Raw genomic sequence first — 14,224 nt, forward strand, 5'->3', positions numbered from 1 at the left:
AGCACCAGCCGCTGCCTAGCAGCGGCTTTTGTATTTTCTGAAATAACGAAGTGGAGAGCCGCATGGTTCCCGTAATCGCCCTGGTGGGCCGACCGAACGTCGGCAAATCCACCTTGTTCAACCGCCTGACCAGGACTCGCGACGCCATCGTCGGCGACTTGTCCGGTCTGACCCGTGATCGCCAATACGGTGAGGCCAAGTGGCAAGGGCGTTCCTACATTCTGGTCGACACCGGCGGTATCTCCGGTGACGAGCACGGTATGGACGAAAAAATGGCCGAGCAGTCGCTGCTGGCCATTGAAGAAGCGGATGTTGTTCTGTTCCTGGTAGATGCCAAGGCCGGTTTCACCGCCGCCGACCAGATGATCGCCGAGCATTTGCGCAAACGTAACAAGCGTTCCTACGTGGTTGCCAACAAGGTCGACAACATCGACCCTGAAATGGCCCGCGCCGAGTTCGCCCCGTTGGGCATGGGCCACGCGATTCCAATCGCCGGCGCCCACGGTCGTGGCATCACTCAGATGCTCGAAATTGCTCTGAGCTCCTTCCCGAAAGACGAAGACGAGCCGGAAGAAGGCGAGGAAGAGATCGTTGCCGAAGGCGAGGAAGCCAAGCGCATTCCTGGCCCGAGCGAAAAAGACGGGATCAAGATCGCCATCATCGGCCGGCCGAACGTCGGCAAGTCGACCCTGGTCAACCGCATGCTCGGTGAAGACCGGGTCATCGTGTATGACGAGCCCGGCACCACCCGCGACAGCATCTACATCCCGTTCGAGCGTAACGACGAGAAGTACACGCTGATCGACACCGCCGGTGTGCGCAAGCGCGGCAAGATCCACGAAGAAGTCGAAAAATTCTCCGTGGTCAAAACCTTGCAAGCGATCAAAGACGCCAACGTGGTGATCTTCGTGATGGACGCCCGCGAAGGCGTGGTCGATCACGACCTCAACCTGCTGGGCTTCGCCATTGAGTCGGGTCGTGCGCTGGTTATCGCGATCAATAAGTGGGACGGCATGACGCCGAGCGAGCGCGACTTCGTGAAGGTCGAGCTGCAACGTCGTCTGTTCTTCGTCGACTACGCCGACATCCACTTCATCTCGGCCCTGCACGGCACGGGCGTGGGCAACCTCTACGCCTCGGTACAGAACTCGTTCAAATCTGCGGTCACCCGCTGGCCAACCAACCGCCTGACCACGATTCTGGAAGATGCGGTCGGTGAGCACGCGCCGCCGATGGTCAACAACCGCCGGATCAAGCTGCGTTATGCCCACTTGGGTGGCGCGAACCCGCCGATCATCGTGATTCACGGTAACCAGATCGAGAAGGTGCCGAAGTCTTACGTGCGCTATCTGGAAAACACTTACCGTCGTGTCTTGAAGCTGGTCGGTACGCCGATCCGCATCGAGTTCAAGGGCGGCGAGAACCCGTACGAAGGCAACAAGACCTCGCTCACCGACCGTCAGGTCAACAAGAAGCGTCGGATGATGTCGCACCACAAGAAAGCCGACAAAAAGCGCCGTGATAAGCGCTGATTCACAGGCTGCCTGCCTCCTGTAGGAGCGAGGCTTGCCCGCGAAGAACGATAACGCGGTGTACCTGATACACCGCGGTGCGGCATTCGCGGGCAAGCCTCGCTCCTACAGGGGACCGGGTTCAAGAAAGGGCGCTTTATGCGCCCTTTTTTTATGGGCACCGTATGGGCTATCCTCGGGCTCTCCCGCGCCGCCGTAGAGCCGGGTGTAGAGCAGGGAACCACCGATGATCACCAGTAAGCTGCCGAATGTCGGCATCACTATCTTCACTCAGATGTCTCAGCTCGCGGCGCAGACCGGGGCGATCAACCTGTCCCAGGGGTTTCCCGATTTCGATGCCCCCAAAGCCTTGTGCGATGCGGTCGGCCGACACATTGCCAGTGGCCACAACCAATATTCGCCGATGACCGGCCTGCCGGCGTTGCGCCAGCAGATTGCGGCGAAGATCGCCCGCAGCTATGGCGTGAGCGTGGATGCTGATCTCGAAGTCACCGTCACCCCCGGTGCCACTCAAGCGATCTTCTGTGCGATTCAGGCGGTTATCCACAGCGGCGACGAAGTGATCGTTTTCGATCCGTGCTATGACAGTTACGAGCCCTCGGTGCAGCTGGCCGGTGGCCGCTGCGTGCATGTGCAGCTCGGGCTGGATGATTTCTCCATCGACTTCCAGAAGCTGGCTGAGGCCATCACGCCGCGTACGCGGATGATCGTGATCAATTCGCCGCACAACCCGAGCGGTGCGCTGATCAGCCGTGCGGAGCTGGATCAGTTGGCGGATTTGATTCGTGATCGTGACATCTACCTCGTCAGCGATGAAGTCTACGAACACCTGGTATTCGACGGCGTGCCTCACGTTAGCGTGCTCAATCACGAAGAACTGTATCAGCGTGCGTTCGTGGTCAGCTCCTTTGGCAAGACCTATCACGTCACGGGCTGGAAAACCGGTTACGTGGTCGCACCGCCGGCCCTGACGGCGGAATTGCGCAAGGTGCACCAGTACGTCAGTTTCTGCGGCGTGACCCCGCTGCAATTTGCCTTGGCCGACTTCATGGCCGAGCACCCGGAGCACGTCGAAGAACTGCCGGGTTTCTACCAGGCCAAGCGCGATTTGTTCTGCGATCTGCTGGAACCCTCGCGCTTCAGCTTGACCCGTGTCAGCGGCACCTATTTCCAATTGGTCGATTATTCGCAGATCCGCCCGGACCTCAACGATGTCGAGATGGCGCTGTGGATGACCCGCGAACACGGCGTCGCCAGCATCCCGATCTCGGTGTTCTACCAGAACCCACCCGAAGGCCAGCGCCTGGTGCGCCTGTGCTTCGCCAAACGCGAGGAGACCCTGCGTGAAGCAGCGGCAAAACTATGCGTGATCTGAGTGCACTGCCCAACCTGAACATCGCGCTGATCCAGACCACCCTGGTCTGGCACGACCGCCAGGCCAACCTGGAGCATTTCGAGCAATTGCTGGAACAGGCCCGCGGCGCGGACCTGATCATCCTGCCGGAGATGTTCACCACCGGTTTTTCCATGGAGTCCGAGACGCTGGCCGAGGCGGAAAACGGTCCGACCAGCAAATGGCTGCGGGTCCAGGCTGAAAAATACGCTGCAGTGATCACCGGCAGTGTCATCGTCCAGGCTGCCGACGGCAGTCACCGCAATCGCTTGCTTTGGGCGCGGCCGGACGGCGAGGTGCTGCATTACGACAAGCGCCACCTGTTTCGCATGGCCGGCGAGCACAACCACTACACCCCCGGCGAGCGCCAGGTGCAGTTCGAACTCAAGGGCTGGCGGATTCGGCCGTTGATTTGCTACGACCTGCGCTTCCCGGTGTGGAGCCGGGATGCCCAGGACACGGACCTGTTGCTTTACACCGCCAACTGGCCGGGTGCGCGGCGTCAACACTGGAACCGTTTGCTGCCGGCCCGGGCCATCGAGAACCTGTGCTATGTCGCGGCGGTGAACCGGATTGGCACCGACGGCAAGGGCTTTGCCTATACCGGCGACAGTCAGGTGCTGGATTTTCAGGGTGAGACGTTGCTCAGTGCTGGCGAGGCCGATGGTGTGTTTCAGGTGGTGCTGGATGCGGCGGAACTGGCGGCTTATCGCACACGGTTTCCGGCGAATCTGGATGCCGACACCTTCGAGTTCACCTGAGATCTGATCGTTCCTACGCTCCGCGTGGGAATGCAGCCCGGGACGCTCCGCGTCCCATTCGGGAGCTGGAACGCGGAGCGTCCCTTGAGGCATTCCCACGCGGAGCGTGGGAACGATCAACAAAAAGGCCCCAAGGTTTTCACCTTGGGGCCTTTTGCATTCCGGCGAACGCTTACGCCGCTTCTTTGGCTTGCGGCTGGCTCAACGACCGGTTCAGTGCACTAAACAGCGCCTTGAAGCTCGCGGTGGTGATGTTTTCATCAATGCCCACGCCGTGCACTGCACGCTGGCCTTCAACCCGCAGTTCGATGTAGGCCGCGGCCTTGGCATTGGTGCCCGCGCCGATGGCGTGTTCGTTGTAGTCCATGATTTCCACCGGGATCGGCAGGCCGGCCACCAAGGCTTCCAGAGCACCGTTGCCCCTGCCGCGCCAGTGCAGGTTGGTTTCGCCCTGGCCTTTGCCCGAGACTTCCACTTCCACCGAGCTGTTGCCGTTTTCTTCCTGCAAGCGATGGCTGACCAGCGCGTACGGAGTGTTGGCCTGCAAGTACTCGCTGTGCAGCAGTGCGTGGATTTGCTGGGCGGTCATTTCCAGGCCGAGGCGATCGGTTTCGCGTTGTACAACCTGGCTGAACTCGATCTGCATGCGGCGCGGCAAGCTGATGCCGTATTCCTGTTCCAGCAGGTAAGCGATGCCGCCCTTGCCCGACTGGCTGTTGACGCGAATCACCGCCTCGTAGCTGCGACCGATATCGGCCGGGTCGATCGGCAAGTACGGCACTTCCCACAGGGTGTCCGGTTTCTGCTGGGCGAAGCCTTTGCGGATGGCGTCCTGGTGGGAGCCGGAGAACGCGGTGTGTACCAGGTCGCCGACGTACGGGTGACGCGGGTGCACCTGGATCTGGTTGCACTCTTCGACGACTTTGCGCACGCCGTCGATGTCGGAGAAATCCAGCTCAGGGTGAATGCCCTGGGTGTAGAGGTTCAGCGCCACGGTCACCAGATCGACGTTGCCGGTGCGCTCGCCGTTGCCGAACAGGCAGCCTTCGACACGGTCGGCGCCGGCCATCAGGCCCAGCTCGGTGGCGGCTACGCCAGTGCCACGGTCGTTGTGGGTGTGCAGGCTGATGATCACGCTGTCACGACGGTTGATGTGACGGCCGAACCATTCAATCTGGTCGGCGTAGATGTTCGGGGTTGCGCATTCGACGGTGGCGGGCAGGTTAAGGATCACCTTGTGCTCAGGCGTCGGGTTCCAGACTTCGATCACCGCGTCGCACACTTCCTTGGCGAACTCGAGTTCGGTGGCGCTGAAGGTTTCTGGCGAGTACTCGAAGGTCCACTGGGTGTCCGGCTGCTGGGCGGCGTATTTGACGAACAGCTTGGCGGCGTTCACGGCGATGGCCTTGATCCCGTCCTTGTCCTGGTTGAAGACAATGCGGCGGAAGGAAGGGGAGGTCGCGTTGTACAGGTGAACGATGGCTTTCTTCGCCCCGCGCAGGGATTCGAAGGTGCGCTCGATCAAGTCTTCACGGCCCTGGGTCAGCACCTGGATGGTGGTGTCGTCCGGAATGTGGCCGCCTTCGATCAGTGTACGCACGAAGTCGAAGTCGGTTTGCGAAGCGGCCGGGAACGACGCTTCGATTTCTTTCACGCCGACTTGCACCAGGGTTTTCCAGAAACGCAGCTTTTTCACCGCGTCCATCGGCTCGATCAGCGACTGGTTACCGTCGCGAAGGTCCGAGCTGCACCAGATCGGCGCGGCGGTGATGGTCTTCGACGGCCAGGTGCGATCCGGGATGTCGATAGTCGGGAACGCGCGGTATTTCGAAGACGGGTCTTTGAGCATGCTCATCGGGAAATCCTTATTGTGTGGGCCGAAAAGAGGCGGCCTGCCGGTGGATCAAAAGTTGTGGGAAAACGTGTCAGGCGAGGCACCGCGATTCAGCCTGGCAGTCGTGCACTGACGAGGCACAGGCTGCGGTGCTGGCGAAGCTGAATGAGGGTGTGAGAGGTTTTCATGGCTTTAACCCTAACCGCCGGGGTTGAGGTTGGCAAGCAGTCGAAAAAAATTGAGAGGAATACTCGAAAAGGCGGGATTAGCGAGATTTTATTGCTGGGATGTGGGGAGATTGTTTTTATGTTTGCGTGGGGTTTGGATGGTGCGCAATTGACGGTTGATGATTCGTTGCCTGTGACGCCGCCTTCGCGAGCAAGCCCGCTCCCACATTTTTGGCCGATGTGAACACAGATACTGTGTACACCGAAAATCCACTGTGGGAGCGGGCTTGCTCGCGAAGAGGCCAGTCGCCTCACCCATTAATCAGGGCTGAAACGCCCCAATAAAAATCGCCGGATCCACCCGCGCATCATTCAGGCTGACATTCCAGTGCATATGCGGCCCGGTCGCCCGACCCGTCGAACCGACCTTGCCCACCACGCCACCACGAGCCAACTGCTGCCCGACCTTCACATCAATCTTCGACATATGGCAGAACATGCTGATAAAGCCCTGGCCATGGTCGACAAACACCGTGTTGCCGTTAAAGAAGTAGTTACCAATCAAAATCACCTTGCCCGCCGCCGGGGTCTTGATCGGCGTGCCTGCCGGCACCGCGAAGTCCAGGCCGGCGTGGGGATTGCGCTCTTCACCATTGAAGAAGCGGCGCACACCAAACTTGCTCGACAGCGGCCCGTTGACCGGTTTGTCCAGCAACAGGTTGCTCGGGGTGACGGGGCTGAAGCTGCGATAGGCCTGGATTTGCTCGGCCAGTTCGCCCTCGATGCGCTTGAGGTTTTCCGGGTTCGGATTGACCTGCTGCGTGTTTTTCAGGGTGATGTGCTGTTCCGGGTATTTCTTGTTACCGACGGTGAAACTCAAGTTACGACCGCCGCTGCTCACTTGCTGGGTCCCCGGCTTAACGGTCAACGGCACGCCGACGATGGCCAGCCAATTGCTCTGTTCCTTGACCACCAATACCGGTTTGCCTTGATACGTGGCTTTCGGCGCCTGGGCCGCGGTGCCTAAATCCACTACGGCCACGCCGCCCGGCACCGGCTTGTTCAACAGGCGGGTGATGTAGCTGTCGGCGTGGGCGTTGAAGGTCAGGCACAGCAACAACAGTGGAGCCAGGAAACGGGGCATGGATCAATCCAGTAAAGAAAGGGTGACAGGCGTCAGGTGATTGTCTTCGACCCGCACTTGCAGTTCGCCTTCGCCGAGTCGGGCGTTCAGGCGCTGGCCGGGGTGGGTCTGGGCGGCGTTGCGGATTGCGTTGCCGCGCTCGTCCAGCAAAATGCTGTAGCCACGGCCAAGGGTCGCCAACGGGCTGACCACATGCAGCGTCTGCATCTGACTTTGCAGTTGCAGGCGCCGGGCCTTGAGGCCTTCGCGCATTGAGCGGGGCAGGCGTTCGGCGAGGCTGTCGAGGCGCTGGCGCAACATCGCCAATTGCCGACCGGGATGCTGCCCGGCGAGGCGGGTTTCCAGGCGAATCAGGCGTTCGCGACGGGTATTGAGGCTGCGCTCGAAGGCGCGGCGCAGGCGCATGTCCAGATCGTCCAGGCGTTGCGCTTGCTGGCGCAGGCGTTCGCCGGGATGGCGCAGGCGCCGGGACATGCCTTCCAGGCGCAGGCGATCGCGCATCAAGCGGTCGCGGATGCGCATCACCAGACGCCGATGCAAGCTTTCGACCCGGCGCACCAGGTCGCTGGAGTCAGGGGCCAACAGCTCAGCAGCAGCGGAAGGCGTCGGGGCGCGAACGTCAGCCACGAAGTCGCTGATCGACACGTCGGTTTCATGGCCGACGGCGCTGACAATCGGCGTCACGCAGGCATCCACGGCGCGGGCCACGGCTTCTTCGTTGAAACACCAGAGGTCTTCCAGCGAACCGCCGCCACGGGCCAGGATCAGCGCGTCGAAGCCCCGTGCATCGGCCAGTTTCAGGGCGCGGACAATCTGCGCGGTGGCTTCGCGGCCCTGCACGGCGGTGGGGATCAGCGTCAGTTGCACCTGCGGCGCCCGACGGCGGAACACGCTGATGATGTCGCGGATCACCGCGCCGGTCGGCGAACTGATGATGCCGATGCGTTGCGGATGGGCCGGCAGCGGCACTTTGCGCTCGGCGCTGAACAGGCCTTCGGCGCTGAGTTTTTCCTTCAGGGCATCGAAGGCCAGGCGCAGGGCACCGTCACCGGCGGGTTCCACGGTGTCGAGGATCAGTTGATAGTCGCCACGGCCCTCGAACAGCGAAACCTTGCCCCGCACCTTGACCGCCAGGCCATCCTTCAGCGCCTGGCGCACCTTGGCCGCGTTCTGCCGAAACAGTGCGCAGCGCACCTGGGCGCCGCTGTCCTTGAGGGTGAAATACACATGGCCAGACGCCGGGCGGGCGAGGTTGGAGATTTCGCCTTCGACCCAGATATTGCTGAACACGTCTTCCAGCAACACCCGCGCGCGGCCGTTGAGCTGGCTGACAGTCAGGACTTCACGGTCCAGGCCGAGTCTTGCAAAGGGATCTTTAATCATGGGGCGCATGATAAAGGCATTCGCCGGACAATCTCCATGCATCAACACAAATCCCCTGTGGGAGCGGCGGTGCGACGATTCGACTTGCTCGCGAAAGCGGTGGGTCATTAAACAATGATGGCGACTGACACGACGCTTTCGCGAGCAAGCCCGCTCCCACAGGGATTTGTGTAGGTGTTGATGAAATGTTGAACCAGCGCTGTGGGGTTTTGCCGGCAGGCGAGGGCGACGGTGCTGTGGCAATCCGGGTCGGCCAGCGGCAGGAAATGGATATCGGGTGGGGCGATGTCTCGCATCGACTCCGGCAACAGCGCAATGCCGAACCCGGCCTGGATCAATTGCAGTTGCGTGGTTTTGCGCGACACCACCCGCGCTGCTTTCGGGAAGAACCCCTGGCGCATGCATAACTCGGCGGACAAATAGCTCAAACCGCCCCGCTGCGGATGAGGAATGGAGATGAACGCCTCATCCTTCAATTGCGCCAGATCGATGCCTTGTCCCGAGTTATCCACAGCCAGGGGATGGTTTGGTGGCACCGCCAGTAAAAGACGCTCGGTATATAAAGGCACAATCTGCACCCCTTCGCGCTGGCGCAGCACCGGCAAGCGCAACAGGCCGACATCGAGCCGACCTTCGGCTAGTTCTTCGAGTTGGGCTTCGGACGACAGTTTGACGATGTCCATGGACACACCAGCGTGTTGATCCAGATAAGCACTGATGGCCCGCAGCAAGCGTCCGCTCATCGGCACGGTGCTGGAATGACTCAGGCGCAACATGCCGAGTTGACCGTTGCCCACCTGAGTCGCCATCTCGCTGGCCTTGGTCAGGTCGTTCAACAGATTCCTGGCTCGGGGCAAAAAGGCTTCGCCAGCCGCCGTCAGTCGAGGTTGGCGCGCTGTGCGTTCGAACAGCGGTGTTTGCAGACGGGTTTCCATGTCCTTGATCTGCCGGCTCAGGGCCGACTGGGCAATAAACAGACGTTCGGCCGCAGCGCTGAAGCTGCCGCACTCGGCGATTTCCACGAAATAACGCAATTGACGGGTAGAAAGCACAAGGCATGCCTTTTCGAGATGGGTGGGCGGCTTTGAAGATATTAGTCGCAAGGCTCGGCGCTGGCTAAAGTCATCCACAGGTCCTCAAGGAAAAACCTGCCAATGAATGTGCTTGAGTTGTTGGGCCAATGGCCGTTCGGCGCGACGGATTGGCTGGTGATCGGGCTGGGCATTGCCCTGGCGTACATCGTGTTTGGCATCGCCGGGTTTGGCACCGCGCTGGTGGCGGGGCCGATCCTGATCCTGTTCATGCCGCTGTCGAAAATCGTGCCGTTGCTGGTGCTGCTGGATTTCGTCGCGGCGTTCGGCAACTTGCTGCCGTCGCGGCGGGACGTGGCCAAACCCGAGCTGCTGCGGCTGCTGCCGTGCATGGCGGTGGGCTGCACGCTGGGGGTGATCTTCCTGCTGAACCTTCATTCCGATGTGTTGCTGCTGTTGATGGGGCTGTTTATCAGTGCCTATGCGGTTTACAGCCTGTGGGTCAAAACCCGGCCCACGCAGCTATCCGCCGGTTGGGCGGTGCCGATGGGCACGGTGGGCGGGATGTTCGGGGCGTTGTTTGGCAGTGGCGGCTTTTTATATGCGATCTATCTGAACAGTCGCTTGCCCAAGGACGCGGCCCGGGCGACCCAGAGTGCATTGATCAGTTGCAGCACCGTGGTGCGTCTGAGCCTGTTTGCCGTCGCCGGGGTGTATGCCGAGCTACCCTTGTTGGTATTGGCCGTGTGCTTGTTGCCGGCCATGGCGCTGGGGTTGTGGATCGGTCGGCGCTTGACCATGAAACTGTCCCGTGAGGCCTTTGTGCGGCTGGTGACCTGGTTGGTGCTGGCCAGCGGGATTGCCTTGATCGGGCGGTATTTGAGTACTTGACCTGAGTGTGTCAGGGATTAAGCTGCCGGCCGTTCTGTCGCTTTCGCGGGCAAGCCTCGCTCCTACAGGTTTCGCGCAGATCCTTGTAGGAGCGAGGCTTGCCCGCGAAGACGTCATCCGCCACGCCGCACAATCTCCCATTTGACGCACTAGGCTTGCACCATGAATTCCCAAAGCATCATCGTCCCGAAAATCTCCACACTGCCGGTACACGAACCCCGGGCCCGGGCGGTCGTGCGATGGCTGGTGCGCAAGAACATCGTCAAGGAAGAGCTGACCACCTGTGGGCGCACCGGCAATCGCATGGGTTACGCCCTGGCCGATGGCGCCCGGGCAGTGGTCCTGCACCCGGAAGCGCTGCCGTTCGGCGAACCGGTCAATGGCCTGGAAATCATCACCAAACGCTGCATCTACACCCCGGCCAAGGGCTTTCTGGGCGAGGCGGGGTGCGCCGAATGCCGCAAGGAAATCGGCGAAGCGCTGTTCGAAAGCCTGGAAGAGTGGATGCCGGGGCGCACCGACAACTTCACCTGCCCTGAATGCGGGCATGAAGATGACATCAACGGCTTTCTGTTTTTGCAGGAATGCGGCTTTTCCAACCTGGGCTTTATCTTCAATAACTGGGCCGAGGCCGGGTTCAAGCAGAGCTTTATCGATGAGTTTGCCGATTGGCTGGATCAGCCTGTCAGCCTGGTAAAAGTCGAGCTGTAACCGAACCCGAACCTGTAGGAGCGAGGCTTGCCCGCGAAGCTTTTAGCGCCAGTGATGACGCCTTCGCGGGCAAGCCTCGCTCCTACAGGTTTTTGATGTGAAATACCCGTCGATCGACCGTGTCGATAATAGACAGAGTTTTACATTGAACCCGAGGGGGTGTCTGACTATAATGGCGCGCTTCCATTTTCCCGCTCGGGAGCCCCCGCGATGCTGCGTATCAGCCAAGAAGCTCTGACATTCGACGACATTCTCCTCGTGCCCGGTTATTCCGAGGTGCTTCCTAACGAAGTCAGTCTCAAGACCCGCCTAACCCGTGGCATCGAGCTGAATATTCCTCTGGTTTCTGCCGCCATGGACACCGTCACTGAAGCCCGTCTGGCAATCGCCATGGCTCAGGAAGGTGGCATCGGCATCATCCACAAGAACATGACCATCGAGCAGCAAGCTGCCGAAGTGCGCAAGGTCAAGCGTTACGAAGCCGGCGTGGTCAAGGACCCGATCACCATCGAGGCTGACGCCACGGTGCGTGAACTGTTCGAATTGACCCGCATGCACAACATCTCCGGCGTTCCGGTCCTGCATGATGGCGACCTGGTCGGCATCGTCACTTCCCGCGACGTACGTTTCGAAAATCGTCTGGACGCCACCGTCCGTGAAGTGATGACGCCTAAAGAGCGTCTGGTCACGGTCAAGGAAGGCGCCGACAAGAACGACGTTCGCGAGTTGTTGCACAAAAACCGCATCGAACGCGTCCTGATCGTCGACGACAAATTTGCCCTCAAAGGCATGATGACCGTCAACGACATCGAAAAAGCCAAGGCTTACCCGCTGGCCAGCAAGGACGATCAAGGTCGTCTGCGCGTTGGCGCGGCGGTCGGCACCGGTAAAGACACCGGTGACCGCGTCGCTGCCCTGGTTAACGCTGGCGTTGACGTGGTGGTGGTCGACACCGCCCACGGTCACTCCAAAGGCGTGATCGACCGCGTTCGCTGGGTCAAACAGAATTTCCCGGACGTGCAGGTCATCGGCGGCAACATTGCCACCGGCGCTGCCGCCAAGGCCCTGGTCGAAGCTGGCGCTGACGCCGTCAAGGTCGGTATCGGCCCTGGCTCGATCTGCACCACCCGTATCGTCGCCGGTGTCGGCGTCCCGCAAATCAGTGCCATCGCCAACGTCGCCGCTGCCCTTGAAGGCTCTGGCGTTCCGTTGATCGCCGACGGCGGCATCCGTTTCTCCGGTGACCTGTCCAAGGCCATCGTGGCCGGTGCTTCCTGCGTGATGATGGGCTCGATGTTCGCCGGTACTGAAGAAGCGCCGGGCGAGATCGAACTGTTCCAGGGTCGTTCGTACAAGGCTTACCGTGGCATGGGTTCGCTGGGCGCAATGTCCCAGGCCCAGGGCTCTTCCGACCGTTACTTCCAGGACTCCTCGGCAGGCGCCGAGAAACTGGTTCCGGAAGGCATCGAAGGGCGTGTTCCGTACAAGGGCACCCTGAGCGCCATCATCCATCAACTGATGGGCGGCCTGCGTTCCTCGATGGGCTACACCGGCAGTGCCGACATCGAAGAAATGCGCACCAAGCCTGAGTTCGTGCGGATCACCGGCGCTGGCATGGCCGAGTCCCACGTACACGACGTACAAATCACCAAAGAAGCGCCAAACTACCGCGTAGGTTGAGGCTTCCAGCAATAAGTTAAGTAACCGGGGCTGTTTTATTCAGCCCCGAGTTGTTTCTGAATCACGACTGTTTCTGAATTACTTAGACGAGACTGAATCATGGCCCTCGACATTCACGCCCACCGCATCCTGATCCTCGATTTCGGTTCCCAGTACACCCAGCTGATTGCCCGCCGCGTGCGTGAAATCGGCGTGTACTGCGAACTGCATCCGTTCGACATGGACGACGAAGCGATTCGCGAATTCGCTCCAAAAGGCGTCATTCTCGCCGGCGGCCCAGAGTCCGTGCACGTAGCCGACAGTCCGCGTTGCCCACAAGCCGTATTTGACCTGGGCGTCCCGGTTTTCGGTATCTGCTACGGCATGCAAACCATGGCTGAACAGCTGGGTGGCAAGGTCGAAGGTTCCGAGCTGCGTGAGTTCGGGTATGCCCGCGTAGACGTGGTCGGCAAAAGCCGCCTGCTCGACGGCATCGAAGACCACATCGACGCCGACGGCCTGTTCGGCCTCGACGTGTGGATGAGCCACGGTGACAAAGTCACCAAGATGCCACAGGACTTCCACATCCTGGCCAGCACCCCGAGCTGCCCGATTGCCGGCATGTTCGACGACGCTCGCGGCTACTACGGCGTGCAATTCCACCCGGAAGTGACCCACACCAAGCAGGGCGGCCGTATCCTGTCGCGCTTCATCCTCGACATCTGCGGCTGCGAAGCCCTGTGGACACCTTCGAAGATTGCAGAAGACGCCATCGCCAACATCCGCGCCCAAGTCGGCACCGATAACGTACTGCTCGGCCTGTCCGGCGGTGTGGACTCCTCGGTGGTTGCCGCGCTGTTGCACAAAGCCATCGGCGACCAGTTGACCTGCGTCTTCGTCGACAACGGCCTGCTGCGTCTGCACGAAGGCGAGCAAGTGATGGCCATGTTCGCCGAGAACATGGGCGTCAAGGTGATCCGCGCCAACGCTGAAGATCAGTTCCTGAACAATCTGGCTGGCGAAAGCGACCCAGAGAAGAAGCGCAAGATCATCGGCCGTACCTTCATCGACGTCTTCGATGCCCAGTCCAACAAACTGGACAACATCAAGTACCTCGCCCAAGGCACCATCTACCCGGACGTGATCGAGTCGGCTGGCGCCAAAAGCGGCAAGGCCCACGTGATCAAGTCGCACCACAACGTGGGTGGCTTGCCGGAAGAGATGAACCTGAAACTGGTCGAGCCGCTGCGCGAACTGTTCAAGGACGAAGTTCGTCGCCTGGGCCTGGAACTCGGCCTGCCGTACGACATGGTCTACCGCCACCCATTCCCAGGCCCGGGCCTGGGCGTGCGGATCCTCGGTGAAGTGAAAAAGGAATACGCCGACCTGCTGCGTCGCGCCGACCACATCTTCATCGAAGAACTGCGCAAGGCCGACTGGTATCACAAAGTCAGCCAGGCGTTCGTGGTGTTCCAGCCAGTGAAATCCGTTGGCGTTGTAGGCGATGGCCGTCGTTACGCCTGGGTCGTGGCCCTGCGTGCCGTAGAAACCATCGACTTCATGACTGCGCGTTGGGCTCACCTGCCTTACGAACTGCTGGAAACCGTCAGCGGCCGCATCATCAATGAAATCGAAGGCATCTCCCGCGTGACTTACGACGTGTCGAGCAAGCCGCCTGCGACGATTGAGTGGGAGTGATCCCGGCTGTAACTAGTCGT

The 14,224-nt window shown here is 60.6% G+C and carries 12 protein-coding genes; 8 read left to right on the plus strand and 4 right to left on the minus strand.

The window, feature by feature from the left end; genetic code table 11:
• The first annotated feature begins 62 nt into the window (after window positions 1-62).
• The 3 genes from der (at window position 63) to BK665_RS30770 (ending at window position 3,686) form a co-directional block, all read left to right on the plus strand.
• Window positions 63-1,532: a ribosome biogenesis GTPase Der gene (gene der / locus BK665_RS30760; protein WP_123410238.1), complete on the plus strand. Its 1,470-nt coding sequence runs from the start codon at window positions 63-65 to the stop codon at window positions 1,530-1,532.
• Between the two features lie 226 nt (window positions 1,533-1,758).
• Window positions 1,759-2,907: a pyridoxal phosphate-dependent aminotransferase gene (locus BK665_RS30765; RefSeq protein WP_123410239.1), complete on the plus strand. Its 1,149-nt coding sequence runs from the start codon at window positions 1,759-1,761 to the stop codon at window positions 2,905-2,907.
• On the plus strand, window positions 2,895-3,686 hold the full coding sequence (locus tag BK665_RS30770) for an amidohydrolase (RefSeq protein ID WP_123410240.1): 792 nt from the start codon (window positions 2,895-2,897) through the stop codon (window positions 3,684-3,686). The genes BK665_RS30765 and BK665_RS30770 overlap by 13 nt, the downstream gene beginning before the upstream one ends.
• A 172-nt stretch (window positions 3,687-3,858) precedes the next feature.
• Here the strand turns inward: BK665_RS30770 and leuA are convergent, their stop codons facing one another.
• A complete protein-coding gene (leuA, locus tag BK665_RS30775) occupies window positions 3,859-5,541 on the minus strand; it encodes a 2-isopropylmalate synthase (protein WP_123410241.1) in 1,683 nt (560 codons plus the stop codon).
• A gap of 165 nt (window positions 5,542-5,706) precedes the next feature.
• Here leuA and BK665_RS30785 point away from each other — a divergent pair, with 165 nt between their 5' ends.
• On the plus strand, window positions 5,707-5,931 hold the full coding sequence (locus BK665_RS30785) for a hypothetical protein (RefSeq protein WP_123410242.1): 225 nt from the start codon (window positions 5,707-5,709) through the stop codon (window positions 5,929-5,931).
• A 78-nt stretch (window positions 5,932-6,009) separates the two neighbouring features.
• On the opposite strand, the gene BK665_RS30790 is transcribed toward BK665_RS30785, so the two are convergent.
• The 3 genes from BK665_RS30790 to BK665_RS30800 all read right to left on the minus strand — a co-directional run bounded on the left by BK665_RS30790 (window position 6,010) and on the right by BK665_RS30800 (window position 9,266).
• Complete coding sequence (locus tag BK665_RS30790) at window positions 6,010-6,831, minus strand: peptidoglycan DD-metalloendopeptidase family protein (protein WP_123410243.1); 822 nt, start codon at window positions 6,829-6,831, stop codon at window positions 6,010-6,012.
• Between the two features lie 3 nt (window positions 6,832-6,834).
• The gene (xseA, locus tag BK665_RS30795) at window positions 6,835-8,214 is read right to left on the minus strand and encodes an exodeoxyribonuclease VII large subunit (protein ID WP_123410244.1); all 1,380 of its coding nucleotides are present in this window, start codon (window positions 8,212-8,214) and stop codon (window positions 6,835-6,837) included.
• A gap of 107 nt (window positions 8,215-8,321) precedes the next feature.
• Entirely contained in the window at window positions 8,322-9,266 is a 945-nt protein-coding gene (locus BK665_RS30800) for a LysR family transcriptional regulator (protein ID WP_123410245.1), read from the minus strand.
• Between the two features lie 102 nt (window positions 9,267-9,368).
• Between BK665_RS30800 and BK665_RS30805 the strand changes: the two genes are divergently transcribed.
• From BK665_RS30805 to guaA, 4 genes are all read left to right on the plus strand, one after another.
• Window positions 9,369-10,136 carry a sulfite exporter TauE/SafE family protein gene (locus BK665_RS30805; protein ID WP_123410246.1) on the plus strand — a complete coding sequence of 256 codons (768 nt, stop codon included), beginning with the start codon at window positions 9,369-9,371 and terminating at the stop codon, window positions 10,134-10,136.
• A gap of 162 nt (window positions 10,137-10,298) precedes the next feature.
• A complete protein-coding gene (locus BK665_RS30810) occupies window positions 10,299-10,847 on the plus strand; it encodes a sugar ABC transporter ATPase (RefSeq protein WP_123410247.1) in 549 nt (182 codons plus the stop codon).
• 210 nt (window positions 10,848-11,057) lie between these two features.
• The gene (guaB, locus tag BK665_RS30815) at window positions 11,058-12,527 is read left to right on the plus strand and encodes an IMP dehydrogenase (RefSeq protein ID WP_054045343.1); all 1,470 of its coding nucleotides are present in this window, start codon (window positions 11,058-11,060) and stop codon (window positions 12,525-12,527) included.
• Between the two features lie 99 nt (window positions 12,528-12,626).
• The gene (gene guaA, locus BK665_RS30820; RefSeq protein WP_123410248.1) at window positions 12,627-14,204 is read left to right on the plus strand and encodes a glutamine-hydrolyzing GMP synthase; all 1,578 of its coding nucleotides are present in this window, start codon (window positions 12,627-12,629) and stop codon (window positions 14,202-14,204) included.
• Window positions 14,205-14,224: the final 20 nt, after the last annotated feature.

It is taken from the genome of Pseudomonas frederiksbergensis, assembly GCF_003732665.1.
In the GTDB taxonomy this organism is placed as follows: Bacteria; Pseudomonadota; Gammaproteobacteria; order Pseudomonadales; family Pseudomonadaceae; genus Aquipseudomonas; species Aquipseudomonas frederiksbergensis_G.